24 protein-coding genes are annotated in these 24,723 nt (G+C 74.6%); 8 read left to right on the top strand and 16 right to left on the bottom strand.

Annotation, left to right across the window (positions count from 1 at the left end; all coding sequences use genetic code 11):
* Positions 1 to 42: 42 nt before the first annotated feature.
* The 5 genes from IE124_RS05845 to IE124_RS05825 form a co-directional block, all read right to left on the bottom strand.
* The gene (locus IE124_RS05845) at positions 43 to 195 is read right to left on the bottom strand and encodes a hypothetical protein (protein ID WP_189505463.1); all 153 of its coding nucleotides are present in this window, start codon (positions 193 to 195) and stop codon (positions 43 to 45) included.
* A 57-nt stretch (positions 196 to 252) separates the two neighbouring features.
* Positions 253 to 636: a hypothetical protein gene (locus IE124_RS05840; protein WP_229832176.1), complete on the bottom strand. Its 384-nt coding sequence runs from the start codon at positions 634 to 636 to the stop codon at positions 253 to 255.
* Positions 637 to 746: 110 nt separating this feature from the next.
* On the bottom strand, positions 747 to 2,216 hold the full coding sequence (locus IE124_RS05835) for an amino acid permease (RefSeq protein WP_189505459.1): 1,470 nt from the start codon (positions 2,214 to 2,216) through the stop codon (positions 747 to 749).
* A 65-nt stretch (positions 2,217 to 2,281) separates the two neighbouring features.
* A complete protein-coding gene (locus tag IE124_RS05830) occupies positions 2,282 to 4,420 on the bottom strand; it encodes a phage holin family protein (RefSeq protein WP_189505577.1) in 2,139 nt (712 codons plus the stop codon).
* A gap of 211 nt (positions 4,421 to 4,631) precedes the next feature.
* Positions 4,632 to 5,036: a recombinase family protein gene (locus IE124_RS05825; RefSeq protein ID WP_189505457.1), complete on the bottom strand. Its 405-nt coding sequence runs from the start codon at positions 5,034 to 5,036 to the stop codon at positions 4,632 to 4,634.
* Positions 5,037 to 5,185: 149 nt separating this feature from the next.
* Between IE124_RS05825 and IE124_RS05820 the strand changes: the two genes are divergently transcribed.
* Both IE124_RS05820 and IE124_RS05815 read left to right on the top strand, forming a co-directional pair.
* Positions 5,186 to 5,965, top strand: coding sequence for an MBL fold metallo-hydrolase (locus IE124_RS05820; protein ID WP_189505455.1), 780 nt, complete (start codon positions 5,186 to 5,188; stop codon positions 5,963 to 5,965).
* Positions 5,962 to 6,633: a DedA family protein gene (locus IE124_RS05815; protein WP_189505453.1), complete on the top strand. Its 672-nt coding sequence runs from the start codon at positions 5,962 to 5,964 to the stop codon at positions 6,631 to 6,633. Before IE124_RS05820 ends, IE124_RS05815 begins: the two co-directional genes overlap by 4 nt.
* On the opposite strand, the gene IE124_RS05810 is transcribed toward IE124_RS05815, so the two are convergent.
* Together IE124_RS05810 and IE124_RS05805 are read right to left on the bottom strand one after the other, a co-directional pair.
* Positions 6,613 to 7,773, bottom strand: a complete 1,161-nt coding sequence (locus tag IE124_RS05810; RefSeq protein ID WP_229832174.1) for an MBL fold metallo-hydrolase — start codon at positions 7,771 to 7,773, stop codon at positions 6,613 to 6,615. The two genes, IE124_RS05815 and IE124_RS05810, sit on opposite strands and share 21 nt — an antisense overlap.
* A gap of 238 nt (positions 7,774 to 8,011) precedes the next feature.
* On the bottom strand, positions 8,012 to 9,247 hold the full coding sequence (locus IE124_RS05805) for an aminotransferase class I/II-fold pyridoxal phosphate-dependent enzyme (RefSeq protein ID WP_189505451.1): 1,236 nt from the start codon (positions 9,245 to 9,247) through the stop codon (positions 8,012 to 8,014).
* A 354-nt stretch (positions 9,248 to 9,601) separates the two neighbouring features.
* Here IE124_RS05805 and IE124_RS05800 point away from each other — a divergent pair, with 354 nt between their 5' ends.
* Both IE124_RS05800 and IE124_RS05795 read left to right on the top strand, forming a co-directional pair.
* Positions 9,602 to 10,225 carry a GNAT family N-acetyltransferase gene (locus tag IE124_RS05800; protein WP_189505450.1) on the top strand — a complete coding sequence of 208 codons (624 nt, stop codon included), beginning with the start codon at positions 9,602 to 9,604 and terminating at the stop codon, positions 10,223 to 10,225.
* 90 nt (positions 10,226 to 10,315) lie between these two features.
* Positions 10,316 to 11,152 carry a class I SAM-dependent methyltransferase gene (locus IE124_RS05795; protein WP_189505448.1) on the top strand — a complete coding sequence of 279 codons (837 nt, stop codon included), beginning with the start codon at positions 10,316 to 10,318 and terminating at the stop codon, positions 11,150 to 11,152.
* 43 nt (positions 11,153 to 11,195) lie between these two features.
* Here IE124_RS05795 and IE124_RS05790 read toward each other — a convergent pair whose 3' ends face one another.
* Positions 11,196 to 13,172, bottom strand: coding sequence for a DUF5107 domain-containing protein (locus IE124_RS05790; protein ID WP_189505445.1), 1,977 nt, complete (start codon positions 13,170 to 13,172; stop codon positions 11,196 to 11,198).
* 48 nt (positions 13,173 to 13,220) lie between these two features.
* A complete protein-coding gene (locus IE124_RS05785; protein ID WP_189505443.1) occupies positions 13,221 to 13,772 on the bottom strand; it encodes a GNAT family N-acetyltransferase in 552 nt (183 codons plus the stop codon).
* 287 nt (positions 13,773 to 14,059) lie between these two features.
* On the opposite strand from IE124_RS05785, the gene IE124_RS05780 reads away from it, so the two are divergent.
* Entirely contained in the window at positions 14,060 to 14,611 is a 552-nt protein-coding gene (locus IE124_RS05780; protein WP_189505441.1) for a GNAT family N-acetyltransferase, read from the top strand.
* Positions 14,612 to 14,616: 5 nt separating this feature from the next.
* Here the strand turns inward: IE124_RS05780 and IE124_RS05775 are convergent, their stop codons facing one another.
* Positions 14,617 to 15,201 (bottom strand): CGNR zinc finger domain-containing protein, encoded by a 585-nt coding sequence (locus IE124_RS05775; protein ID WP_189505439.1) that lies wholly within the window; start codon positions 15,199 to 15,201, stop codon positions 14,617 to 14,619.
* A gap of 27 nt (positions 15,202 to 15,228) precedes the next feature.
* Here IE124_RS05775 and IE124_RS05770 point away from each other — a divergent pair, with 27 nt between their 5' ends.
* Positions 15,229 to 16,524: an MFS transporter gene (locus IE124_RS05770; protein WP_189505437.1), complete on the top strand. Its 1,296-nt coding sequence runs from the start codon at positions 15,229 to 15,231 to the stop codon at positions 16,522 to 16,524.
* Here IE124_RS05770 and IE124_RS05765 read toward each other — a convergent pair.
* Positions 16,460 to 16,810 carry a hypothetical protein gene (locus tag IE124_RS05765; RefSeq protein ID WP_189505435.1) on the bottom strand — a complete coding sequence of 117 codons (351 nt, stop codon included), beginning with the start codon at positions 16,808 to 16,810 and terminating at the stop codon, positions 16,460 to 16,462. The genes IE124_RS05770 and IE124_RS05765 overlap by 65 nt on opposite strands.
* The gene (locus IE124_RS05760; protein ID WP_189505433.1) at positions 16,807 to 17,061 is read right to left on the bottom strand and encodes a LapA family protein; all 255 of its coding nucleotides are present in this window, start codon (positions 17,059 to 17,061) and stop codon (positions 16,807 to 16,809) included. Before IE124_RS05760 ends, IE124_RS05765 begins: the two co-directional genes overlap by 4 nt.
* 201 nt (positions 17,062 to 17,262) lie before the next feature.
* On the opposite strand from IE124_RS05760, the gene IE124_RS05755 reads away from it, so the two are divergent.
* Both IE124_RS05755 and IE124_RS05750 read left to right on the top strand, forming a co-directional pair.
* A complete protein-coding gene (locus IE124_RS05755) occupies positions 17,263 to 18,009 on the top strand; it encodes a GntR family transcriptional regulator (protein ID WP_189505431.1) in 747 nt (248 codons plus the stop codon).
* Positions 18,010 to 18,257: 248 nt separating this feature from the next.
* Positions 18,258 to 19,346 carry an adenosine deaminase gene (locus IE124_RS05750; protein ID WP_189505429.1) on the top strand — a complete coding sequence of 363 codons (1,089 nt, stop codon included), beginning with the start codon at positions 18,258 to 18,260 and terminating at the stop codon, positions 19,344 to 19,346.
* A 120-nt stretch (positions 19,347 to 19,466) separates the two neighbouring features.
* On the opposite strand, the gene IE124_RS05745 is transcribed toward IE124_RS05750, so the two are convergent.
* The 4 genes from IE124_RS05745 to IE124_RS05730 are packed head-to-tail and all read right to left on the bottom strand — an operon-like array spanning position 19,467 to position 24,684.
* Positions 19,467 to 20,420 (bottom strand): S66 peptidase family protein, encoded by a 954-nt coding sequence (locus IE124_RS05745; RefSeq protein WP_189505427.1) that lies wholly within the window; start codon positions 20,418 to 20,420, stop codon positions 19,467 to 19,469.
* A complete protein-coding gene (locus tag IE124_RS05740; protein ID WP_189505425.1) occupies positions 20,417 to 22,501 on the bottom strand; it encodes a S9 family peptidase in 2,085 nt (694 codons plus the stop codon). The genes IE124_RS05745 and IE124_RS05740 overlap by 4 nt, the downstream gene beginning before the upstream one ends.
* Positions 22,502 to 22,523: 22 nt before the next feature.
* Complete coding sequence (locus IE124_RS05735; RefSeq protein WP_189505423.1) at positions 22,524 to 23,858, bottom strand: M20/M25/M40 family metallo-hydrolase; 1,335 nt, start codon at positions 23,856 to 23,858, stop codon at positions 22,524 to 22,526.
* Positions 23,851 to 24,684, bottom strand: coding sequence for a M55 family metallopeptidase (locus IE124_RS05730; RefSeq protein WP_189505420.1), 834 nt, complete (start codon positions 24,682 to 24,684; stop codon positions 23,851 to 23,853). Before IE124_RS05730 ends, IE124_RS05735 begins: the two co-directional genes overlap by 8 nt.
* Between the last annotated feature and the right edge of the window lie 39 nt (positions 24,685 to 24,723).

Here is a 24,723-nt window from a genome sequence, read left to right as displayed (position 1 = left end):
CCGTATTTCCGCCAGGGCCCGCGTCGGTCCGCGTCCGGTGGTTCAGCGGGTGCGGTCCTCCCGGGGGGCGGGCGGCTCGGTCACCGGAGCGGGTTCCGGTTCGGCGGGCTCGGCGGAGCGGCGGTCGGCGCGCTGGGCGCGGGAGGCCTCGGCGCGCAGCAGGGCCTGGAGGACGGCGTACGGGTCGACGGGCATGGCGGAACTCCTCGCGGGGGGGGTGATGTAGGGGGCTTGCCGGGAGGTGCGGGCCTCTCAGCAGCGCATCACCACGCGCCGGAGCGCGTCGCCACGCGGGGTGGATACAGGAGCGGGGGCGGCGGTACGGGAGCGCCGTCGGGCGGTACGGGGACGGCGGCGCGGCGGGGTGGGCCGGACGCGCGTGCGGTGGCGCCTGGCCCGGCCGGGGAGCCCGGCTTCCGCCGCCGCCGGGTCGAAGGTCTCGCCACCCTGGTCGGGGGCCGGGGCGGGGGCGGCGGACGCGGGGCGGAGCTCGACGGCGCCGGTGAGGGCGTTCGCCGCGCCGGCCCCGAGGAGCGTGGCGAGGATCAGCAGGAGCGCGACCCACCGGGGTCCGCCCGGCGCGGGGCGCGTCCGGCGGCCCGCCGGGGTGGCGGGCGTCGCGGTCGGCTCGGGCACGGGGCTCACGGAGATCCGTACTGCCCCGCCCGGGTCCGCGCACGGCGCTCCCGGCCCGAGATCCGCCCGGGCGGCCTACGCCCTGGCCCCCGGATTCACCGCACCGGCGGTCACGGCGCCGGCTCGGCCTCCACCGCGGCGCCCGCCGCGGCGCGCCGCCTGCGGGCCGACATCCAGGCGTGTACGAGCACTCCGACGAAGAGGAACAGGACTCCCTGGTAGACGGCGGCGTATCCGGAGCCGGCGACGAGCCAGAGGGAGAAGCCGAAGGCGGCGAGGGCGAGGATCGCGTCGCGGACGAGCCGGGGGCGGTGGACCCGGTCGGCCTGTCCGGAGAGCAGGAAGTGGATCTGGGCGGCGGTGGAGAGGAGGTACGGGACGGTGGCGGTGAAGGTGGTGACGAGGACGAGGACCTCGAAGACGCCCTGCGTGCCCGCCGTGTAGTTGTAGACGGTGAGCAGGGAGGCGAGGACGACGGTCACGGCGACGCCGACCGTGGGGACGCCGCGCCGCTTGTGGGCGAAGGCCTTCGGGAAGAGTCCGTCGCGGGCCGCCGCGTAGGGGGTCTGGGCGCTGAGCAGCGTCCAGCCGTTGAGCGCGCCGACCATCGAGACGAGCGCCATGCAGGCGATGGCGGCGCCGCCCCAGGAGCCGCCGAACATGACGTTCACGGCGTCCGAGAAGGGTGCGGAGGAGTCGACGAGCCGGTCGTGGGGGACGGTGCCGAAGACGGAGAGCGTGCCGAGGAGGTAGATCACGGCGGCGCCGAGGGTGCCCAGGATGGTGGCGCGGCCGACGTTGCGCCGGGGGTCGCGGACCTCTCCGGCGCTGACGGCGGCGGACTCGACGCCGAGGTAGCTGAAGAGCAGGATCGCGGCGGAGGCGGAGACCGCGCCGAGGGCGCTTCCCTCGCTCGCCTGGAAGGGGCCGAGGTTGGCGCTGTCGAAGAAGAACAGTCCGCCGACGGCGACGAACAGCAGCGGGACGAACTTGAGGACGGTGGCGACGAGCTGCACGGCGCCGACGTACCGGGTGCCGGCGAGGTTGGCGAGGGCCGGGAGCCACTGGAGGGTGAGCGCGGCGGCGATGGTGGCGGCCTTCGACTCGTGGACGGGGACCAGGACGTCGAGGTAGCCGACGGCGGCGACGGCGAGGGCGGCGTTGGAGACCCAGGTGGTGATCCAGTACGACCAGGCCGCGAGGAATCCGGCGAAGTCGCCGAAGGCCTCGCGGGCGTAGACGTAGGGTCCGCCGGTCATCGGGAGGCGCCGGGCGAGGCGGCCGAAGACGAGGGCGAGGGCGATCGCGCCGAGGGTGAGGACGCCGAAGGCGACGAGGCTGATCGTGCCGTAGGGGGCGACGGAGGCGGGCAGCAGGAAGATTCCGCCGCCGATGATGTTGCCCATGACGAGGGCTGTCGCGACGGGGAGTCCGAAGCGCCGGGCGTGCCTGCTCGGGCTCGTGCCCGTGCCCGTGCTCGGGCTCGGGCTCGGGCTCGGGCTCGGGCTCGGGCTGGGCCTGTCGGGAGCCGGAGCGAGGCCGGGGTCGGTTCCGGTCTGTGGAGTTGTGGCCGTGCTCATGGGGTGGTGCGCCTTCCGTCGTACAAGCGCGGACATCGTCCGGTAACGACGAACAAGCGTCCAAATCAGCGGCTTTTGTCCTGTACGACCCCGTCATCAACCGGAAGATGTGATTCCGATCGGCTCGTGGGCGGGGAAATCTCCAGGGGTGGGGAAACCTCCATGGCTGGAGCGACTTCCACGGGCGGGGAGACCCCCAGCGGCACCTGCGGGCCCGAGGACTCGCGCAGCCAGCGGCGCAGCACCCGGTGGATCCGCTCCGCGCCGACCAGCTCCTCCCCCGTGCCGACCGGCGGCGACAGCTCCGGCGGCGACAGCAGGAAGGGGTGCGACTGCTCGCCGCCGAGGCCGCCGTGCGAGCCGATCTGCTCCTCGAAGGCGTGCACGGTGCCCGTCGCCGGGTCGTACATCGAGTTGACCATGACGTCCGCGACGTGCGGGAAGCCGTCCGTGCGGCGCACGGCGTCCGCCGCGCCCCGGCCGAAGACGGCCAGCGGCCCCTCGTCGGCGAGCTCGGCGACCGGCACCTCCACGCCGTCGCGGGCGAGGACGAGCGAGCCGTGCTCGGCGCTCGCCACGAGCACGAAGCCGACGCCCGGGTGGTGGGCGAGGGTCCGCAGCAGAGCCGGGTGGCGCCGGTCGATCTCCTCGCGCGTCATCCGGTGCGGCACGTCGGGGAAGGAGATCAGCCCCAGGTTGCCCGAGGCGAGGACCACCGGCTCGGAGGGCTTGGCGGGCAGTTCGCGCGCGGTCTCGCCGTTCTCGTCGAGCGGCCGGTGCAGGGCGCTGCGCAAGGCGTCCCTGGCCGCGTCGCGCGCCTCCGAACCGCTGCGGGTGCGCCGGACGCGGCGCGGCACCGGCAGCCCGCACCCGGCCCGCACGAGCTCCTTGAGGGAGAGACCGTACGCCGACTCGAAGGTCTCGCCCGGGCTCTGCCCGTGGTCGGAGAGGAGCACGATCCGGTACGGGCGCGGCGCGTGCTCGGCGACGGTCGCGATCAGCGCGATCGAGCGGTCGAGGCGGCGCAGGACCTGGTCGGTGTCCCGGCCGTGCGGCCCCGAGTGGTGGGCCACCTCGTCGTACGCGACGAGGTCGGCGTAGACCGCGGTGCGCCCGGCCAGCATGTCCCCCATCACGGCGGCGACCACCACGTCCCGCTCGACGACCGTCGCGAAGGCGCGGACGAAGGGGTACGTGCCGCCGCGCGAGACCCTCGGGGTGTCGCGGCGCAGCAGCGCCCGGGTCGACTGGCACACCTCACGGGCGCACTCGGCGACGAGCGAGCCGGCGGTGCGGACGGCGTTGGCCGGGTCGGAGAAGTACGCGAAGTAGCCGGCCCGGGAGCGGTTGCGGCTGCCGCGCCGCGCGGCCATCGACAGGACCAGGGCGAGCTGGTCGGCGCCGCCGCTGAAGAGGTTCCCGCGGGAGGCGCCGTCGAGGGTGAGCAGCCCGCCGTCCCCGGTGCGGCGCACGGCCCGCCGCTGGAGCTCGACGGCGCTCGCGGGGCGGTTCGAGACCATGAGCCGGCCGGTGTCCTTCTCGTACCAGCGGAAGGCGGGCACGTCCTCGTTGGAGCCGTGCAGGATGCCGAGCTGGCTGGCGCCGGTCTGGCTGGACCAGTCGGTCCGCCAGGGGGTGAGGTGGTGGCCGGTGTCGAGCCAGCCGGCGACGGTCGGCATGAGCCCGTCGGCGACGGCGGTGCGCAGGACGTGGTGGCCGACGCCGTCGAGCTGGAGGAAGACGGTGCCGGGGGCGGCCTCAGGCGAGTCCGCGGGGTCGCGGGGGCGGGTGCGGCCGGTGAGGCGGTAGAGGCGGCGGCGGTAGGCGTCGTCGTCGCGGACGGCGAGGGCAGTGGCGGTCGCGGAGGCGACGGCGGACATGACGGCGGCGACCACGACGGCGGTCTCGGGGTCGGCGGCGCCGCGCCCGTCGGGGATCAGCCAGAGCGCGACGAGCAGCAGCGAGCCGTTGAGGAAGAAGACGAGCAGACCGAGGACGAGCGCAGGGACGAGGAGGAGGGCGCGGACGACCACGGGCCACACGAGCGCGCCGAGCAGACCGAAGGCACCCGCGGCGGTGGCGGCGGTGACGGCCGTCCGCGTCATGCTGTCGCCGTCCGCGGACTGGAGCTCGAAGTCGGGGAGCAGTCCGGCGAGGGCGAGCATGGTGAGGGTGGACACCGCCCAGACCACGACCATCCGCATCACCGCGCTGCCCGCGGTCCGCCAGCGCCCGGCCCCACCCCATCGCCCGTCTCCCACGCCCGGTTCACCTTTCGCCCGTTTCCTGCCTCAAGCGTGGCACAACGCCCACGGTCAAGGCGGAAAACGGGTGACGGAGAACGGCCGGGGTGTGTCAGGTCGGACCCCGTCCTGTGTCAGGTCGGACCGGGTGGGGCGGGGAACGTCCCGTGGGTCAGCAGCCGTCGTATCCGGCGGTGGGCATGGAGAGCCGCCGGTGCACTCCGGCCTTGGCCGCCGTGTCGTACGACGGTTCGTCGAGGCCGACGGTCTCGACCCGCACGCCTCGGCGCTCGCACTCGGCGCGGAAGCCGGAGACCGAGGTCAACGCGCGGGCGAGGACACGATCGTTGGCGGCGACGAAGAGGTCGACCTCCCCGTCCTCGACGTCCTGCCACAGGGCCGCGTGGTCGGGACGGATGCCGTAGAAGAGGAGTTGGCGGGCGAGCACGTACCCCTTGTCGACGGCCCAGCGGGCGCACAGCGCGTGCTGGCCTCGCGTGTCCACCAGGAAGGGGTCGCTGTCCAGCTCTTCGAGCGGGGTGAGGCTGGCGATCGCCGCCACCCGAACGTCGTCCATGGACCGACCCTACTGGGGATCGGCACGGCCGAACATCCTCCGGAGCACGCTCCGGACATTTACCCTCGTTACGGAGGTACGGAACGGTCGCGGACATCGGGGCGCGGCGGCCGGAGCCCCCGGGACGACGAGCGGAGACGGAAGGCGGCATGCCGGTGGAGGTCACCTGGTGGGGTCACGCGACCTGCACGGTCGAGGACTCCGGGGTCCGCTTCCTCACCGACCCGCTGTTCGCGCGGCGGCTCGCGCACCTGCGGCGGCGGCGCGGCGCCCCGCCGCCGCCCGAGGCCACGCGCGCCGAGGCCGTGCTCGTCTCGCACCTGCACGCCGACCATCTGCACGTGCCCTCGCTGGCCCGGCTCGCGCCCGGGACCCGGATCGTCGTGCCGCGCGGGGCGCCGGCCGCCGTACCGGGGCTGCGCAGGCTCGACGGGAACGGGCTGCGGGTGACCGAGGTGGAGCCGGGCGACACGGTGACGGTCGAGGGCGTGACGGTACGGGCCGTCCCGGCGGCCCACGACGGGCGGCGGCTGCCGGTCGGTCCGCACCGCTCCCCCGCCCTCGGGTACGTCGTCGAGGGCGAGGCGCGGACGTACTTCGCCGGGGACACCGGGCTGTTCGACGGGATGGCGGAGGCGGTGGGTCCGGTGGACGTGGCACTGCTGCCGGTCGGCGGCTGGGGGCCGTACCTCGGGCACGGGCACCTCGACGCGGGCCGGGCTGCCGAGGCGCTCGCCGCGCTGTCGCCCGCGGCGGCGGTGCCGGTGCACTACGGCACGTACTGGCCGATCGGGCTCGACGGGGTCCGGCCGCACGAGTTCCACGCGCCGGGGGACGAGTTCGTCCGCCACGCGGCCCGGCTCGCCCCGAAGGTGGTGGTGCACCTGCTGGCCCACGGCGAGCGGGTGCGGCCGGAGGTCGCCAGGTGATCGACGGTCTGGTGCGGGTCGCCGGAGCGGTGCGCGAGCTGCCGACCGAGTCGACGCAGCAGGCGGTCGGCTATCCCTCGCTGTTCCTCCTCGTGGCGCTGGGCGCTCTGGTGCCGATCGTGCCGACGGGTGCCATCGTGAGTTCGGCAGCGGTGGTCGCCTTCCACCAGAGCTCGCCGGTGGCGCTGCTCCTCGTCTTCCTCGTGGCGGCGTTCGCCGCGTTCCTGGGGGACCTGGCGCTGTACTGGCTCGGGCAGCGCGGGGTGCGTTCCCGCAACGGCTCGCGGTGGCTGGCCGCACTGCGGGGCCGGGTGACGCCGGAGCGGCTCGCGCAGGCGCAGGAACGGCTGGACACGCATCAGGTGTCCGTGCTCGTGCTGTCCCGGCTGGTGCCGGCGGGGCGGATCCCGGTGATGCTGGCGTGTCTGCTCGCGGAGATGCCTTTGCGGCGTTTCGCGCGGGGGGACATGGCGGCGTGCCTCGCGTGGGCGGCGACGTACCAGCTGATCGGCATCCTGGGCGGTTCACTCTTCCCGGAGCCGTGGCAGGGGGTCGTGGCGGCAGTGGGTCTGACGGTGCTGATCAGCGCGCTGCCGGCGCTGTGGCGGCGGGTGCGGCCCTCGCGTACGCATGGGGCCTCGGGCACTTCAGGGAGTGAGCACCCGTGAGGCGCCGATCGGGAGGTCCCACAGGTCCTCGCGGGGCAGTCCCGCCTTCTCCCAGGCGGCCCTGACGCGGGTGAGGGGTTCCAGGACGGGTTCCGCGGAGAGGACGAAGGTGGCCCAGTGCATGGGGGCCATCCTCCGTGCGCCCAGGTCCTGGTGGGCGCGGACGGCCTCCTCGGGGTCCGTGTGGACGTCGCTGAGCCACCAGCGGGGGGCGTAGGCCCCGATCGGGAGCAGGGAAAGGTCGATGCCGGGGAAGCGGCGGCCGATCTCGGCGAACCAGTGGCCGTACCCGGTGTCCCCCGCGAAGTGGATCCGGCGGCCCGACGGGTCGGTGAGCACCCAGCCGCCCCACAGGGAGCGGCAGGTGTCCAGGAGAGTGCGCTTGGACCAGTGGTGGGCGGGGACGAAGTCGAAGCGCACGCCGTCGAGTTCGGCCGCCTCCCACCAGTCGAGCTCGGTCACCCGGCCGAACCCCCTGCGGGAGAACCAACGTCCGAGGCCTGCGGGGACGAACACCGGTGTGCGGCGGGGAAGTCGGCGGAGGGTGGGGGCGTCGAGGTGGTCGAAGTGGTTGTGGCTGATGACGACGGCGTCGACGCGTGGCAGGTCCTCCCAGCGGACGCCGACCGGGGTGAGCCGGGCCGGGGTGCCGAAGATCCGGCGGGACCAGACGGGGTCGGTGAGGACGGTGAGTCCGCCGAGGCGCAGGATCCAACTGGCGTGGCCCGCCCAGGTGACGGCGAGGGTGTCGGGCCCGGCGGGCGGCAGCGGACCCGGCTCAAAAGGGAGCAGGGGGATGTCGCGGAGGCCTTCGGGGCGGGGACGGACGGCTCCCTCGCGGGCCAGCCGCGCCAGGGCGCGGACGCCGGGGAGGGGAGCGGTGAGCCGGTCGACGAAGGTCCGGGGCCAGTCCGCGCGCAGCCGGCCGACCGGCTGGAGCACGGGGGTGGGCGACGGGGCGGGGGTCGTGGGGGGTGCCGGGGCTGTGGTGGATGCCGGGGCTGTGGGTGCCGGGGCTGCGGGTGCCGGGGCCGTGGGTGCCGGGGCCGTGGGTACCGGGGCTGTGGTGGGGGGCTGAGCGGGGGCGGCGGGGTACGGGGCCTCGGCGGCCCGGGCGGGGCGTGCCGTCCGTTCGGTCATCTGCGGGCTCCGTCCTGCGTCGCGGCTCGTACGGGGTGGGCGGGGTGTCCGGACTGGAGCGGGGGGCCTGGCCGGGCCGGGTGTCCGGACTGGAGGGGGTGTCCCAGCCGGGCCGGACGTCCGGGCTGGAGCGGGGGGCCTGGCCGGGCCGGGTGTCCGGACTGGAGGGGGTGTCCCAGCCGGGCCGGACGTCCGGACTGGAGCGGGGGGCCTGGCCGGGCCGGATGTCCGGGGCGGGTCACCTGAGCTCCTCCAGGGCTCCTCCGAAGTCCGTCAACGCGCCCGTCACGTGCGGGAGTTCCTCGGGGTTCCGGGACCCGAGGGTCTCGGCGCGCTCCTCCTCGGTGGCGCCGAGGAACATCTTGGTGCCGAACCGGACGCGCAGGGCGCCGAGTTCGTCCCCGAATCTGTGCCCGCCGGGGACGGGGGCGCCGAGTCGCGCGGTCAGGTGGCTCTCCAGCTCCAGGGAGTCGGTGACGCCCCGGGCGGCGAGTCCGGACCTCAACCTGCCGAGGTCCACGTACAGATGGCGACCGGCCTGCGGAGGCCGGGAGAGGGCTCCGGCGGCCAGGGCGGTGCGGTGCGCGGCGGCGGCGAGCCGGCCGTGGACGGCGGCGGCGCGCCGGGCCGGCACGGTCACGTCCTCGGGTTCGTCGAGGGCGTGCGCGGCGGCGGGGGCGACGGGACCGGGGACGACGGCGCCGAGGGCGGTGAGGACGTCGAGGGCGCGGGCCCTGCGATCGGTCCAGCGGTCGGCGCGGGACGGGTCGGTGGGCGGGAAGCGGGCGACGGCGCAGGGCCAGGCGGCCGGGGTGAGGGGGGCGCCGCCGAGGTCGCCGAGGACGGTGACGTCGTCCGGGCACATCTCGGCGGGGCTGAGGAGCACGGTGTCGTGCGGGTGGTGGAGGGTGTCGCGCCAGGTCTCGTCGCTGATGACGTGGAGGCCCTCGGCGACGGCGGCCTCGCAGGCCTCGCGCACGATCTCGGGCGGGGCGACGGTGGCGGTGGGATCGTCGGCGACGGAGAGCAGCAGGACCCGGGGGTCGCCGCCCTCGGCCCGCACTCTCCGGACGGTCTCCAGGAGGGCGTACGGATCGGGGACGCCACCGCATTCGGCGGGGGTGGGTACGTGGTAGGCGGGGCGGCCGAGGAGGCGGGCCTGCGGAGCCCACCAGGCGGGGCAGGGGCGGGGCAGCAGGAGGTCTCCGCCGTGCGCGGCGATCAGGGCGAGGAGCAGGGCGGGGGCTCCCGGGGCCGCCACGACGTCCTCGGCGTGCGTCCGCAGGCCGCGCCGCCACCAGTAGCCGGCCGCGGCCTCCCGCAGGACGGGGCCGCCGCCGGGCGGTTCGGGGGCGGCGCGTCCCGCCGCCGCGGCGAGGAGGGCGGCGAGCCCGGGAAGGACGGGCAGGCCCGCGTCGGGCGCGGGAGGGCCGTAGCGCACCGGCCCTCGGCCTTCCGGAGCCGCGTGGGGCATGTCCCGTACCTCCTGAGCGCACGGGGCACCGGGAACGGCACCCCGAGCCCTTTATACGAAGATCCAGGCGGTTTCGCCGCTCCAGGAGTCGCTTCGGTTGCCGGGGCGAGCCGGGTGGGGCGCCGGGACGACCACCCCGCTCGGGCGACGGTGACCGGGTGGCGTACGAGTGAGCTGCGGCCGTTTCCGGTGTGCTCGATCAGGGCCGTTCGGGTGACGGAGGGCAGGTCGCGCGGCCGCCCGCAGGTGGAGTGGACGCCGAACCCGGGTGCCGTCACCCATGGATCCGTCCGCCCGGACCCGGGTCCGGGAAATACGGCAGCGGCGCTCGGTCTCCCCGGCGGAGAATGCGGCATGACGACATCGAACGGCGCGACCCCATCGATACGCGAGGCGCTTCCCGAGGACGCGGCGGACGTCGCCTCCGTGCACGTCCTGTCCTGGCGGGCCGCCTACCGCGATCTCCTCCCCGGGCCGTACCTGGCCTCGCTGGACCCGGAGGAGCGGGCGTCCGTCTGGCACGACCGGCTGACCGCGCCCGACCGGCCCACGGTGCTCCTGGCGACGGAGCCCGACGGGCGGGTCGTGGCCTTCTCCTGCCTCAGGGCCTGGCCGGACGAGGAGCCCGCGGAGGCTGAAGCGGCCGGTGCGACCGATGTGGCCAGGACGGCCGGTGCCGTCGGCACCGCCGGTGCGTCCCGTGCGTTCGACCCCGTCTCCACCGCCGAACTGGCGGCGCTGTACGCCCTGCCGGAGGCGTGGGGCACGGGCGTCGGGCGGTCGCTGCTCGCCGCGTCCACGGAGGTGCTCGTGACGGCCGGATTCCGGACCGCCGCACTGTGGGTGCTCGCCGGGAACACGCGGGGCCGACGCTTCTACGAGGCGGCCGGCTGGCGACCGGACGGCACGGCCGTCCGCGAGGTCACGGGCGGTCGGGAGCTCGAGGAACTCCGGTACCGCCGGGCGCTGTTCGGCTGAGCGGCTGTCCACATCTCAAGACGAGGGTCTCACTATTCGGCGTGGGTGCGTACGGTGAGGGCACGCACCCACACCGAGGGAGTCACTTCCATGACGCATGCCTCCGCCTCGTCCGCGGCCCACGAGACCGCTGTCTACACCCACGGCCACCACGAGTCCGTCCTGCGTTCGCACAACTGGCGGACCGCCGCCAACTCCGCCGCCTACCTGCTGCCCGAGCTGCGGGCGGGGCTGGACGTCCTGGACGTGGGCTGCGGCCCGGGCACGATCACGGCGGATCTGGCGGCGCTGGTGGCGCCCGGCCGGGTGACCGCCGTCGACGCCGCCGAGGACGTCCTGGACAAGGCCCGCGCGGTGGCCGCCGAACGCGGCCTGGAGAACGTCGAGTTCGCGGTGGCGGACGTACACGCCCTGGACTTCCCCGACGACTCCTTCGACGTCGTCCACGCCCACCAGGTGTTGCAGCACGTCGGAGACCCGGTCCAGGCCCTGCGCGAGATGCGGCGGGTGTGCAGGCCGGGCGGAGTCGTCGCGGCCCGAGACAGCGACTACGGGGCCTTCGCCTGGTTCCCCGAACGCCCGGCGTTGGACGGCTGGTTGGACCTGTACCACCGTGTCGCACGGGCGAACGGCGGCGAACCCGACGCCGGGCGTCGGCTGTTCTCCTGGGCCCGGGAGGCGGGGTTCACCGCCGTCACGACGACCGCGGCGACCTGGTGCTTCGCCACGCCCGAGGAGCGCGCCTGGTGGAGCGGCCTGTGGGCGGACCGCACGACCGCCTCCGTCTACGCCGAACTGGCCGTCAAGGGCGGCCACTCGACCGAGGCCGAGCTGAAGGCGATCGGGGAGGCCTGGCGGGAGTGGGGCGCGCAGGAGGACGCCTGGTTCATGGTCCCGCACGGCGAGATCCTGTGCCGGGTGTCCTGACCGCCCGACCGCCCACCGGAGACGAGCCGTCCGCAGCCGTCCGTCAGCTCGGTCGCATCCTGAACTCATAGGCGTACGGCAGTGGTTCGTCGGTGATCTCCGCCCAGACCTCGCCGAGGATCTCGACTCCCTCGCGCAGGTCCGCGACCTCGAAGCCCGCGCCGAAGACGGCGCGGGCCTCGTCCTTTCTGCCCTCGGCGAGGAGCAGCCGCGCCTCCAGGAGCCGGAAGGCGCCCCTTCCCCGGGCCTCTTCCGGGAGCCGTTTCCATGTCTCGCGTGCCCTGCCCGCGCGTCCGGCGGCGAGCAGCGCGGTGACGGCCTCGCGGCCGAGCGCGGCGCTCACCACCTCGTCCTCGGCGGCCCGGTCCGCCTGGTCGGTGTGGTCGGTGTGGTCGGTGAAGGCCTCCGCGAACCGTTCGGCGGCGCGGGCCGGGTGTCCGTCCTCCCGGTCGGCGACGGCGAGGCAGCGGAGCAACGGCCAGCGGACGGCGGCCTCGCGCAGTCCGCGTTCCCAGCTCCGTACGGCCTGGGCGCGGTCTCCGGCGTGCCACTGGGCGATGCCGAGGTGGTACTCGGTGGAGGGGTCGGCCGGGGCGGTCTCCAGCATGTCCCGCCAGGGCGACGAGACCAGCGGCGCGCCGGGCGCGGCTCCCTTCTCGGGGGCCGGCAGGACTCCGGTGTCCAGCAGTGCGCGCCAGGGCTCCTGCTCGGGCCCGAGCGTCGACTCGGGGAAGGGCGTGCCGGGCAACTCGAAGTGTCCGCGCAGGACTTCGAGGGCTCCCCAGCCGGAGCCGACAGCGAGGACGGTCTCGGGCCCGGAGTCGGCGGCCTGCTCGCGCCAGGCCGTGTAGGCCGTGTCGACCGCGGCGCGCGGGAGCGCTTCGGCGAGGCCGCCCTCGACGGCCTCGCGGGCCGCGCCCCAGTCGTCGCCGAGCGCCGCGGCGGGGTCGGCGGCGAGCGGTCCGTACGCCTCAAGCCAGCTGAACTCCCCGCCGCCGGGCAGCTCCAGGTGCTCCAGCTGGGTGCGGGCGAGGCCGGCCTGGATCTCGGCGTAGCCGGGGGTGCCGGGCTCGGTGAGCCACTCCTGCCAGCGCCGGCCGCCGCGCTCGCGGCCCCACAGGAAGAGCTTGCGTCCGCGCAGCGGATCGGTGGAGGTCTGGACGAGGCCGGTGCCGTCGGCATCGAGGGCGGCGATCCAGCGGCGCTGCCCGTCAGGCAGGTCGTAGAACCAGTCGGCCGCGTGGTCCCCGTTCAGCGGGTACGAGCGGTCGGTGCCGCCACCGCTCTCGGGGACGGGGAAGGGCAGGCGGCGCAGCGAGCGTTCGTAGCCGTGGTGCCAGGCGGCGTCGGCGGGCGCGATGACGCGGCGGTCCTCCGGTACGGCGGTGTTGGACCACCAGTAGACGGGGGCGGGCCGCTCGTGGGGGTTGCGGATGCGGACGCCGACATGGAGGAAGTCGGAGCCGTCCGGGAGCCACAGGTCGACCTGGAAGGGCAGGTCCCGCAGGCGCTCCCACTCCCACAGCCGGAGCATCCGGCCGCCGTCGGGCGCGCGGACGACGGCCGCGTGCAGGGGCGAGCAGGAGAGGGTGGTGTGGCCGGTGGCTCCGATGTTCCACTCGATGCCGCCGGAGAACCAGGCCCCGTTGAGGGCGAAGGCGGCCGGCTGGATCACCGGGTTGCGGTAGAGGAGTTCGCGTCCGCCGGCCTTGTGGAACAGGGAGTGGACGCGGCCGCCGAGCCCCGGGAGCACGGTGGCCCGGATCCGGTCGTTCTCGATCACGATCGCGTCGAGGTCGGTGGGGGTGCGTTCGCGCCCGTAACCGTCCCGCACGGGGGCGGGCAGCAGGCTGCGCAGGGGTGCGTGTCCGATGCCCCGGGCCATGTCGCGCGGGAGTTCGGCGAGGGTCTGTTCGTCGACCGCGTGGGTCCCGTGGTGGGTCCGCAGGGCGGGCAGGGGGCTGTCCGGGCCCAACGGGGCCGCGGGCAGCGTCAGTACGGCACGTCGCACGGTCGTCATCCACCCATGGAACACGCCGGGGCCGGTCCTGACCAGGGGTTCGCTCACCTATGACGGAGCGGTGACCGCCCAGCGCTCGTGGTCCCGCCAGGCTCCGTCGATGAACAGCATCGCGGGCGAGAAGCCCTCCAGGCGGAAGCCCGTGCGCTGGACGAGCGCACGGGAGGCGGTGTTGCCGGGCTGGATGTTCGCCTCCAGGCGGTGCAGCTCCAGGGGCCCGAAGGCGTACGCCAGGAGCAGCCCGAGGGCCTCGGTGAACAGTCCGCGGCCGGCGGCGTGCGCGAAGGCTCCGTAGCCGAGGGCGCCGCTGCGGAAGGCTCCGTGGACGATGTTGTTGATGTTGACGAAGCCGGCGATCCGCCCGCCGGCCACCCCTTGGGCGTGCTCGCACACCAGGAATCCGGCGCGCGCCGGGTCCTCGATGAGCGCGCCCGCGTAGGTGGCGTACGCCTCGGGGGTGGACGGCGGGAAGAGCCAGGGCCGGTGGAGTTCCCTGCTCTCGCGGGCACGGGCGGTGAACTCCTCGGCGTCGTCCGGCGAGAAGGGGCGCAGGCCCACGCGGGGCCCGGCGGTGAGGTATCGGCCAAGATCGTCGGGCATGGAGCCAGACTAGGGGGTGTCGTCACATTCCCGTCGTCGCCCGAAGGGCGGCCCCGCGGCGCCTGGTGCGTGCTCTCGGCGTGCCGGGTGGAAGCCCACGTACTGGACGTACGTGGGCTTTCGCCCGGTGCGGCGAGAGTGCGTGCCTGGGGGCACCTCCCAGCGGCAGCTGGGGGAACGCCGCGGGGCAGACGGGAATGTGACGACACCCCCTAGGACGCGCGACGGGGTCGGCGCCGGGGCATATCCGATCGACACTCCGCTGCCGATCGCGTTGACTCGGCCGCATGCCCGAGCTGCGTACCGATCGTCTTCTGCTCCGCCGGTGGCGGGAGTCCGACCTCGAACCGTGGGCGGCGATGAACGCCGACCCCGAAGTCCGGAGATACCTGGGCGAGTTGCTGACCCGGGAGCAGAGCGATGCGACGGTGACGCACATGCGGGCGGAGTTCGACGCGCGCGGTTTTGGGTGGTGGGCGCTGGAATCGCGCGAGACCGGCGAGTTCCTCGGCCGCGCGGGCCTGGACGTGGTGGACGAGAGCATGCCGTTCGCGGGCGTGGACATCGGGTGGCGGCTGGCCCGCCCGGCGTGGGGTCACGGATATGCGACCGAGGCCGCGCTGGCCTGCCGGGCCTTCGGTTTCGGGACCGTCGGGCTGTCGGAGATCATCGCGACGACGACGGTCCACAACCTTCGCTCCCGGGCGGTGATGCGCCGGATCGGCATGACCCGGGACCCGGCCGATGACTTCGACGATCCGAGCGTGCCCGAGGGGCCGCTGCGCCGGTGCGTGTTGTACAGGGCCCGCCGCGAAGACACGCACGGCCTGCACCACTGAGCGGTTCAGCCCTGTCTGCGGCGGCGGTGTTCGGCGACCCGGACGCGTGAGGCGCAGGTGGTGGAGCAGTAGCGGCGCGGGCTGCCGGGGCCGGTGCCGAGGTAGAGCCTGTGGCAGCCGGGGGCGGCGCATTCGCCCCAGGTGGCGCGGCCGTGCTCGGTGAGGATCTGGGCGAGGGCCAGGGCGCTGGAGGCCAGGAACCAGTCGGCCCATCCGGCGTCGTGGCGGTCGACGTGCAGGTGCCAGGGGTGGCCGTCGTGCCGGGACAGGCGGGGAGCGGCGGCGTGGTCGGCCAGGGTCGCGTTGAGGGCGGCGGCCGCCCGGTCGGTGTCGGTCTCGGTGAGGATGCCGGTGATCTTCGAGACGGCGTCCCGCAGTTCCCGCAGGTCCGCGTCGGAGAGCGCCGTCTCGGTCAGGTCCTGCGGGCTCTCGCCGTGGCTCGCCAGGAGCGGCACCGCCACTTCGCGGGGCAGGTCGGGGTGGGTCCGTACGGCGTTGGCGAAGTCGATCAGGCGCTGGGCGGCCTGGAATCCCCGGGTTCTCACGTCTGCGCTCCCTGTGTCACGACTCCGACGGTAACGTCTTCTCATCATAAGGCGTTACGAGGCGGGGGTCGGATGTCGGAACGATCGGGTGGACGGCCACATGAACGATCGCGTGAACGACGGGGAGTACCGCGCTACCTGCTGACCGCGTTCGTCGCGCGACTGGCCGACGAGGGCACGGCCGTGGCCGTGGTCATGCTGGCCGTGGCCCGCACGGGCAGCGCGGCGCAGGGGGCGTTCGTCCTGACGGCCTGGACGGCTCCTCATGTCCTCGCGGCTCCCCTGGCCGGCGCCATGGCGGAACGCGCACGCCGGCCCCGGCTCTTCTACTGCGGCGCGCTCGGCGGCTTCGCCCTGGCGATCTCCGCGGTGGCGTTCGGCGTCGGACGCCTGCCCCTCGCCCTGGTCCTCGCCGTCGCGGCGGCCGGGGGCTGCTGCGGACCGATCGTCTCCGGCGGGCTCTCCAGCCTCGTCGCCCGGCTGGTGCCGGCCGGCGGGGAGCGGGACCGCGCCTACGCCTGGGACGCCGTGATCTACAACGCCGCCGCCGTCGCCGGCCCCGGCACCGCCGGGGTCCTCGCCTCGGCCGTCTCCCCGGTGGCGGCGCTGCTCGTCCTTTCGGCGGCCGCGGCCTGCGCCTGCGCGCTCACGGCGCTGCTCCCGCTGCGCGTCGGCGCCGAGGACGCGCAGGCGGCGCCGACCCGACTTCACCGGGACCTGGCCGACGGCCTGAAGACGGTGTGGCGGGAACGCGAACTGCGCGCCGTCACCGCCGCCACCTGCCTGGCCTTCACCGGCATCGGCGCCCTCACCACGACCGGCGTCCTGCTCGCCACCCACCTGGGCAGCGCGGGAGCCGGCGGCCTGCTGATGACCGCGTTCGCGGTCGGCGCCCTGGCCGGGACGCTGGGCCTCGCCCGGCTGCGGCCCACGCTCGCCCCGCAGCGACTGGCCGTCGCCGGACTGCTCGGTACGGCCGCGGGGCTCGCCGCAGCGGCGGGCGCGCCCTCCGTCCCCGTCGCGGCGGCCTGCTTCGCCGTGGCCGGCGCGTTCGACGGGCTCGTCCTGACCGTGACCCTCCGTCTCCGCGCCGATCACTCCCCCGCCCGGTGGCGCACGCAGGTGTTCACCACCGGGGCCGGACTGAAGATGTCCGCCGCCGCTGCCGGTGCAGCCCTCGCCGGAGCGGCCACGGCCGGCACGGCGCGCGAGTACCTGGCCGGCATCGCCCTCGTGCAGGTGGCGGCAGCGCTGATCTACCTCCTGACCAGGCGCGATGCCCGTCACGGCGCCTCGCGTGAGGTCAGCGGCGGGCGGTCCGGACGCGGGGCGGGCAGGTCTCGCCCTTCCGTACGGCCCCGATCGTGACGGCGGTCCGCCGGTCGAGGTCCGCGCCGGCCGCCGGGTACTGCGTGCACACCCTCCAGTTCGGCGGCCACAGCACCCGCCGGTCGCGTCCGCTCGCGTCATGGACGTCCAGGCGGGTCCTGCGGTCGAGCCGGGTGAAGACCCGCCACAGCGGTACGCCCAACAGGTCCGGCATCGACCGCGGCCGGGACTCGTCGCCCGGCACGGCGGGTTCCTCGGCCGAGGAGACGGCGACGGCCGCGAGCGCGATGACGGCGGTCGCGCCCACGACGGCGGCCCGCCTCACTTCTGCCTCCGGGCCGCGGCGTAGTAGCCGCAGCCTGCGCCGAGGACGGCGGTCGCGAGGAGCGCCAGATAGAGCGGCATGGACACCTCGGGAATCAGGATCCGGATCCTGACCTCCCGGGTGTTCTCGAAGATGAAGACCAGCGTGAGGACGGCGACCACCGTCATCGCGATCCGGCCCGGGGTGAAGGCCTCGCTGAACCGGGACCCCCCGCTCGCGCGGGACGCCCCTGCCGTGTCCTTGGGACTCATGCCCGGCCCTCTCCTCCGTCGTGCCGTCGGTCCTACCCGGCCCGTGCCGCGGGACGAGCCGTGGGACCAGAATGGGGTGAGCGGGGCCTTACCGGGACGGTGAGAAGAGCCGTACGGGTGACTTGTCAGACAACGCGGGCCGACTACGGTGGTCCCGGACACCAGTGGAAACACCGGCGGGAACCACACGAGGAGGCGGCCGTGGCGGTCAGCGGACAGCGGCGTCGGCCGGTCGTGGCGCTGTACGAGCGGATCGCGGACGCCGTCCACGACGGCACCTACCCGCCGGGTTCGACGCTCCCTTCCGAGCCGAAGCTCGCCGCCGAACTGGGCGTGAGCCGGCCCGCTCTCCGCGAGGCGCTGCTGCTGCTCCAGGAGGACGGGCTGCTGACCGTGCGCCGCGGGGTCGGCCGGACCGTCAACGACCGTCCGCCGCGCCGCGGTTTCGAGCACGTCCAGCCGCTGGAGGAGCTGATCGGCTCGGGGGGTCCGCTGCGCGTGCGGGCGCTGCTGCGGACGGTGGAGGAGCCCACCGACTTCACGACGCAGCATCTGCTCGCCCCGGCCCGCGCCGAGCTCCGGTTCTGGGAGTCCGTACTGACCGGGGAGGGTACGGCGGCGGCCCTGAGCCACGAGTGGGCGGCCGCGGACGACGTGCTCGACCGGGTGCACCCCGAGTTCGCCCGCGCCCTGCGCGCACCGGAAGCTGCCGCCTCCTCGATGCTCGCGGTCCTCCTCGGCGCCTCGCGCGAGACCGCGCTGAGCGCGCACAGCGGCATCACGGCGACGCTGCTCGGCCGGCGGCGCGGGGACCAGCTGGGACGCCCGGCGGACACCCCGGCCGTCCTGGTCACCCAGGTCGTACGGATCGGCGAGACCCCGATCCTGGCCGCCAAGCACATGCTGCCGACGGGGACCCCGGCCCTGCCGGTACTCCAGTCGCACTGATCCGAGCGGGACGGAAAGGGGTCTCGTGTTGCACGGGCCCCAACCCGTACGGCACGGGCCCCAGCCCTCGTGCGGCACGGACTCCAGCCCCCGTGCGGCAAGGGCTCCAGCCCTCGTGCGGCAAGGGCTCCAGCCCTCGTACGGCACTGGGCCCGGCACTCTTCGAAACCGCGCCCCGGCCCCGTGCCGGAGCCGCTCACCCCGGCCGTCGCCGCACCCCTCCCGGTCGTGGCGTACACTTCCCCGCCATGCACTTGTCTGACAACCCTGCCACGCCTGCCGCCGCCACCGTCTCCGAGTGGATCCGCCGGGCCCCCAAGGCCGTCCTCCACGACCACCTCGACGGCGGGCTGCGCCCCGCGACGATCGTCGAGCTGGCGCGGGAGCACGGCTACACCGCGCTGCCGACCGAGGACCCGGCCGAGCTCGCGGTCTGGTTCCGGGACGCCGCCGACTCCGGATCGCTGGAGCGGTACCTGGAGACCTTCGCCCACACCTGCGCGGTGATGCAGACCCGCGACGCGCTGCAGCGCATCGCGGCCGAGTGCGCCGAGGACCTGGCGGCGGACGGTGTCGTCTACGCCGAGATCCGCTACGCCCCCGAACAGCACCTGGAGGGCGGGCTGACCCTCGACGAGGTCGTCGAGGCGGTCAACGACGGCTTCCGCGAGGGCGAGCGTCGCGCCGGCGGCCGGATCACCGTCCGTACGCTGCTCACGGGCATGCGGCACACGGACCGTTCCCTGGAGATAGCGCAGCTCACCGTCGCGCACCGGGAGAACGGCGTGGCGGGCTTCGACATCGCCGGTGGCGAGATCGGCAACCCGCCGGCCCGCCACCTCCCCGCCTTCCAGCACCTGAAGCGGGAGAACTGCCACTTCACGATCCACGCGGGCGAGGCCGTCGGCGCGGAGTCGATCCACGAGGCCGTGCAGGTCTGCGGCACGGAGCGGATCGGCCACGGCGTGCGGATCACGGACGACATCGCGGAGGACGGCACCCTGGGCCGCCTGGCCTCGTACGTCCGGGACAACCGCATCGCCCTGGAGGTCTGCCCGACCTCGAACCTCCAGACGGGCGCCGCCAAGGACTACGCCTCGCACCCGATCGACGAGCTTCGCCGCCTCGGCTTCCGGATCACGCTCAACACCGACAACCGCCTGGTCTCCGGCACCACCATGAGCGAGGAGTTCCAGCACATGGTGGACGCCTTCGGCTACGGCCCCGAGGTGTTCGAGGAGTTCACGGTCGCCGCTCTGGACGCCGCCTTCCTGCCGCTGCCGGAGCGGCAGCGACTGATCGACGAGGTCGTCCGCCCGGGCTACGCCGCGCTCTGACCGCCTCCGCCGGACGCACCGTCGTCAGCCCTGGCCACCGGCGTCCTGCGTCCTGCACCCAGCGCCCCCGTGTTCTCGCGGGGGCGCTGTTCCCGTCCCGTCGGTCCGGCGTCGTGCGGCTCAGCTCAGCGCCGGTACGTCCAGGGTCAGGGTGCACGCCTCCGCGTCGAGCACTCCCGGCACCCCGAGGGGCACGGTCAGGGCCGTCGCGCTGTGGCCGAACCCCAGCTCCTCCACCACGGGCACCCCGAGGCCGCCCAGCCGGTCGAGGAGTACCGCCCGCACGTCCTCGTACGGGCCGCATTCCTCCCACGAGCCCAGGCAGACGCCCGCGACGCCGTCCAGCCAGCCCGACCGCAGCAGCTGGGTGAGGGTCCGGTCGAGGCGGTACGGCTCCTCCCCGACGTCCTCCAGGAGTAGCAGCCCGCCGCGTGCCGAGGGTCTGCCGTGCGGGGTGGCGAGGTCGGCGGCGAGCAGGCTCACGCAGCCGCCGAGCGTGACGCCCCGGGCGCGCCCGGGGACCAGCGGTCGCGCGGTGTCCAGGCCGAGCGTCCGTACCGTCTCCGGCTCGAAGAGGGTGGCCCGCAGCGACTCCTGGGTGCGCGGGTCCGCGAGGAACGTGGCGGCGGCGACCATCGGTCCGTGGAGCGTGGCGATCCCCGTCCGCACGGCGAACGCCTCGTGCAGGGCGGTGACGTCGCTGTAGCCGACGAACACCTTCGGCCCGGCGGCCCGGATCGCCGGCCAGTCGACGAGGTCCACCATGCGCTGCACCCCGTATCCGCCGCGCGCGCAGATCACGGCGGAGACCGAGGGGTCGCACCAGGCCTCCGTGAGGTCACGGGCCCGTGCCCGGTCCGCGCCGGCGAGGTAGCCGAGGGTGGGGTGGGTGTCCAGGACGTGCGGGGCGACCACCGGGTCCAGGTCCCAGCCGCGCAGGATGGCGAGCCCGGCCCGGAGCCGCTCCTCGGGGATGGGTCCGCTGGGGGCGACGACGGCGACGCGCGCCCCGGGCCGGAGGCGCGCGGCCCGCGTCAGGGGCGGCGTGGCGGCGAGCGGTTCCCGCGCGGTCACGAGCGGAGGTCCAGGTCGGGGACGTCGGTGCGGGTGACACCGAAGGTCCGGGTGTACAGGGCGAGTTCGGCTTCCAGGGCCCGGGTCATCGTGTCGGCCCTGCGGAAGCCGTGCCCCTCTCCCTCGAAGGCCAGGTAGGTGTGGGGGACGCCACGGCCGGCCATCCGGGCGACGAAGCGCTCGGCCTGCACGGGCGGGCAGATGACGTCGTCGAGTCCCTGGAGCAACAGGAAGGGAGCCGTGATCCGGTCGACGTGCTCGATCGGTGAGCGTTCCGCGTAGCGGTCGGGGACCTCGTCGAGGGGGCCGACGAGGCCCTCCAGGTACCGGGACTCGAAGTCGTGGGTCTCGTCGGTGGCCCAGCCCCGCAGGTCGAGGATGGGGTAGATGATCGTGCCGCAGGCGTACACGTCGGTACCGACTAGGGAGGCGGCGGCCGTCCAGCCGCCCGCGCTGCCGCCGCGCACCGCGAGCCGGGCGGGATCGGCGGTGCCTTCGGCGGCGAGGGCCGTGGCGACGGCGGCGCAGTCCTCGACGTCGACGACTCCCCACTGCTCGCGCAGCCGATCCCGGTACTCCCGGCCGTAGCCGGTCGAGCCGCCGTAGTTGACCTCGGCGACGCCGATGCCGCGCGAGGTGAAGTAGGCGATCTCCAGGTCGAGGACGAGCGGGGCGTGGCCGGTGGGCCCGCCGTGGGCCCAGATCACGTAGGGCGGCAGTTCGTCGGGGGGCCCGGTGAACCGGGGGTGGTGCGGCGGGTACACCTGCGCGTGGATCTCGCGCCCGCCCGGGCCGGTGAAGGTGCGGACCTGCGGCTCGGGGTAGTACGCGGGGTCGACGGCGTCCGTGTGCGCGGCGCCGACGACCCGGGTGCGGCCGGTGCGGGTGTCGAGCTCGACGAGCTCGTAGGCGCTGCGGGGTCCCGCGGCGACCCCGACGACGCGGGTGCCGTGGGCGGCGAGGGTGGCGGCCCATTCGGTCCAGGGTCCCGCGACGTCGACGAGGGTGCCGCTGTCGGGGTCGAGTATCCCGAGGGCGGTGGTGCCCTTGCCGTGGACGACGGCGATCAGGCCGTTCTCCAGGGGGGTGAACCAGGTCAGCCCGATCTTCCAGAGCGGGCCGGCGAACTCCTCGTCGCGGGGGTGGAGCGGGACCGGTTCGTCGAGACCCCCGTCGGCGGTGGGTTCCGCCCGGTAGAGGTTCCACCAGCCGGTGCGGTCGCTCGCGAAGATCAGCCGTCCGGCGGGGTCCCAGGTCACCTGGGGGATCGACTCGGCGGGCCCGCCGGCGACGGTCCTGGCCCCGCGGAAGGTGCCGTCGGGGGCGACCTCGGCGAGCTGGACCTCGGTGCCGTCCCAGGGCATGCGGGGGTGGTCCCAGGCGATCCAGGCCGCCCTGCGCCCGTCCGGGGAGAGCCGGGGTCCCGTGACGAACCGGTGCCGCCCGTCGGAGAGTTCACGCACGGCACCGCGGTCCTCGGCGGCCGATCCGTCCACCGGCACTGCGGCGAGGACCCGGCGCACGTCGGTCGGTGCGGGCCCGGTGAACTCCTCCAGGACGGCCCACACCTCGCCCCGGTCCTCGTGGATCACCGGATCCACCCAGCGCGCTCCGCCGCCGACGCCGGAGACGGGGGTGAGCGGCCGCGGCGCGGAGTCCGCTCCGGCCTCCGGCTCGTACGCGTACAGCCGCTGGTCGGGAAAGTGGCTGAAGACCACGAGGGGTCCGCCGGTGGGCCGCGCGGTCGCGGCCCAGGGTTGCCCGCCGTACTCGACGACGCGGCTGCGGACGTTCCACGGGGCGGGGAGGACGCTCTCCTCGGTGCCGTCGGCGCGCCGCCGGACGAGGGCGCGCCTGCCTCCCTCGGCGGGGCGGGGCGCGGTCCACCACAGTTCGTCGCCGACGGTTCCCACGTACTCGGGCCGTCCGTCGTGGGCGGCGGTGAGCGCGGCGTCGACGGGTGACGGCCAGCCGCCGTGGGCGGCCGTGGTCGTGTGCCCCGTCCCCGTGGTCGTCGGCCCCGGCTCCGTGGTCGTCGGCCCCGTCCCCGTGGTCGTCTGTCCCGTCTCCGTGGTGGCCATCTGGACTCCCCCTGTCACGGTCCTACGCGGTCTTCAGATAGTGGTCGAGCACCCGGACGCCGAAGTGCAGGGCGTCGACCGGGACGCGTTCGTCGACGCCGTGGAAGAGCGCCCCGTAGTCGAGCTCGGGTGGCAGCTTGAGCGGCGAGAAGCCGTAGCCGGTGATGCCGAGGCGCGAGAACTGCTTGGCGTCGGTGCCGCCGGACATGGTGAACGGCACGACGTGTCCGGCCGGGTCGAAGCGCTCGACGGCGGCCCGGAGCTTCGCGAAGGTCGGCGAGTCGACCGGGGCCTCGAGGGACACCTCTCGGTGCTGGTACTCCCACTCCACGTCGGGCCCGGTGAGCTCGTCCATGGTCGCGGCGAACTCCTCCTCGCCGCCGGGCAGGGTCCGTCCGTCGATGTACGCGACGGCCTGGCCCGGGATGACGTTGACCTTGTAGCCGGCCTTCAGCATCGTCGGGTTGGCGCTGTTGCGGACGGTCGGCGCGACGAGCGCGGCAGCGGGTCCGAGCTTGTCGAGGAGGAGGTCGACGTCGAGGTCGCCGGCGCGGGTGTCGACGTCGATGCCGTACAGCTCGGCCAGTTCCGCGAGGGCGGCGCGGACGGTGGTGGTGAGACGGACCGGCCAGGTGTGCGCGCCGATCCGGGCGACGGCGGAGGCGAGGCGGGTGACCGCGTTGGCCGTGTTCACCTTGGAGCCGTGGCCGGCCCGGCCGTGGGCGGTCAGCTTGAGCCAGGCGGTGCCCCGCTCCCCCGCCGCGATCGGGTAGAGGGTCGTACCGGGCTGCGGGTGGAAGCTGAACGCCCCGGACTCGCTGATGCCCTCCGTACAGCCGTCGAAGAGCGCGGCGTGCCGGTCGGCCAGGAAGCCCGAGCCGTCCTCGGCGCTGGCCTCCTCGTCCGCGGTGTACGCGAGGACGATGTCGCGGCGCGGCCGGACGCCCTGGCGGGCCCAGGAGCGGACGACGGCCAGGACCATCGCGTCCATGTTCTTCATGTCGACGGCGCCGCGCCCCCACACGACTCCGTCGCGGACCTCCCCGGAGAAGGGGTGCACGGTCCATTCGGCCGGGTCGGCGGGGACCACGTCGAGGTGGCCGTGGACGAGGAGCGCGTCGGCCGAGGGGTCCGTGCCGGGGATGCGCGCGACGACGTTGGTGCGGCCCGGGGTGCGCTCCAGGAGGGTGGGTTCGATGCCGGCGGCGGCGAGCCGCTCGGCGACGTACTCGGCGGCGGGGCGCTCGCGGCAGTCGCCGTCGCCGTGGTTGGTGGTGTCGATGCGGATGAGCTCGGAGGTGAAGGTGACCACCTCGTCGAGCGCCGTCGTGTCCGGGCCCCGGACCTCCTCAGCCATACTGCTCCTCCACCGCGGCCGAGACGATGGTCGTGACCGCCTTGAACGTGCGAATTGCCTCGTACATCGTCCCTCCCGTGTAGGAGACGCGCCGCTCGCCGCTCCGCGCCACGCCGGGAACGACCGTGGCGGCGGCTCCCAGGTGGTCGGCGTCGAACTCCAGCTCCACGGTGAACGGTCCCCCGCGGACCGGCTCGTGCCGGACGGCGAGCGCGGTCGCGTCCTTCGCGGCCGCTCTGATGTCGGCGGCGGTCCTGGCCGGAGTGCGGCACACCGCCGCGTAACGCGAGACATGGTCCTTGACGGCCACCTTGCGGGCCTCCGGCGCGTAGCCGAGGGCGTCCTCGCAGGTCAGGTCGTCGCCGGTGACGAGGACGACCGGGACGCCGTACTCCGCGACCACGTGGGCGTTGAGCAGGCCCTCGCCGGCCCGCTCGCCGTTCAGCCAGACGCCCGTGATCGAGTTCGCGAGGTAGGTGTGCGCGAGGACTCCTTCGGAGCCCGCGCCCGTGTGGTAGCCGACGAAGGCGATGCCGTCGACGTCGCCGTGCTGCACGCCCTCGACCATCGACAGCGACTTGTGCCGGCCGGTGAGCATCTCGGCGCGCTCGTCGAGCTGCTCCAGGAGCAGGTTCCGCATGCTCGAATGCGCTTCGTTGATCAACACCTCGTCGGCGCCGCCGTCGAAGAAGCCCAGCACCGCCGCGTTCACGTCGGAGGTGAACATCGAGCGGCAGCGCTCCCACTGGGGGGTACCGGGCAGCACGTCGGCGGGCCAGGTCACACCGGTCGCGCCCTCCATGTCGGCACTGATCAGGATCTTCATGTCTGGCACCGTACGCGTCACCCCGCGGCCCTACCACCC

Origin of the sequence: Streptomyces narbonensis (assembly GCF_014649015.1) — a bacterium.
Lineage (GTDB): Bacteria > Actinomycetota > Actinomycetes > Streptomycetales > Streptomycetaceae > Streptomyces > Streptomyces narbonensis.
Note: the sequence above shows the minus strand (reverse complement) of the source record. Positions and strands in the feature narration are given on the sequence as shown.

Bases quoted from the DNA above. Each gene is read 5' to 3' on its own strand.
- IE124_RS05845 (WP_189505463.1), bottom strand. From the start codon at position 195: ATGCCCGTCGACCCGTACGCCGTCCTCCAGGCCCTGCTGCGCGCCGAG.
- IE124_RS05810 (WP_229832174.1), bottom strand. From the start codon at position 7,773: ATGACCGAACGGACGGCACGCCCCGCCCGGGCCGCCGAGGCCCCGTAC.
- IE124_RS05740 (WP_189505425.1), bottom strand. From the start codon at position 22,501: ATGGCCACCACGGAGACGGGACAGACGACCACGGGGACGGGGCCGACG.
- IE124_RS05775 (WP_189505439.1), bottom strand. From the start codon at position 15,201: ATGAGAAGACGTTACCGTCGGAGTCGTGACACAGGGAGCGCAGACGTG.
- IE124_RS05785 (WP_189505443.1), bottom strand. From the start codon at position 13,772: ATGCCCGACGATCTTGGCCGATACCTCACCGCCGGGCCCCGCGTGGGC.
- IE124_RS05760 (WP_189505433.1), bottom strand. From the start codon at position 17,061: ATGAGTCCCAAGGACACGGCAGGGGCGTCCCGCGCGAGCGGGGGGTCC.
- IE124_RS05750 (WP_189505429.1), top strand. From the start codon at position 18,258: ATGCACTTGTCTGACAACCCTGCCACGCCTGCCGCCGCCACCGTCTCC.
- IE124_RS05780 (WP_189505441.1), top strand. From the start codon at position 14,060: ATGCCCGAGCTGCGTACCGATCGTCTTCTGCTCCGCCGGTGGCGGGAG.
- IE124_RS05825 (WP_189505457.1), bottom strand. From the start codon at position 5,036: ATGGACGACGTTCGGGTGGCGGCGATCGCCAGCCTCACCCCGCTCGAA.
- IE124_RS05835 (WP_189505459.1), bottom strand. From the start codon at position 2,216: ATGAGCACGGCCACAACTCCACAGACCGGAACCGACCCCGGCCTCGCT.
- IE124_RS05795 (WP_189505448.1), top strand. From the start codon at position 10,316: ATGACGCATGCCTCCGCCTCGTCCGCGGCCCACGAGACCGCTGTCTAC.
- IE124_RS05735 (WP_189505423.1), bottom strand. From the start codon at position 23,858: ATGGCTGAGGAGGTCCGGGGCCCGGACACGACGGCGCTCGACGAGGTG.
- IE124_RS05805 (WP_189505451.1), bottom strand. From the start codon at position 9,247: ATGCCCCACGCGGCTCCGGAAGGCCGAGGGCCGGTGCGCTACGGCCCT.
- IE124_RS05820 (WP_189505455.1), top strand. From the start codon at position 5,186: ATGCCGGTGGAGGTCACCTGGTGGGGTCACGCGACCTGCACGGTCGAG.
- IE124_RS05800 (WP_189505450.1), top strand. From the start codon at position 9,602: ATGACGACATCGAACGGCGCGACCCCATCGATACGCGAGGCGCTTCCC.
- IE124_RS05830 (WP_189505577.1), bottom strand. From the start codon at position 4,420: ATGCGGATGGTCGTGGTCTGGGCGGTGTCCACCCTCACCATGCTCGCC.
- IE124_RS05730 (WP_189505420.1), bottom strand. From the start codon at position 24,684: ATGAAGATCCTGATCAGTGCCGACATGGAGGGCGCGACCGGTGTGACC.
- IE124_RS05770 (WP_189505437.1), top strand. From the start codon at position 15,229: ATGTCGGAACGATCGGGTGGACGGCCACATGAACGATCGCGTGAACGA.
- IE124_RS05790 (WP_189505445.1), bottom strand. From the start codon at position 13,172: ATGACGACCGTGCGACGTGCCGTACTGACGCTGCCCGCGGCCCCGTTG.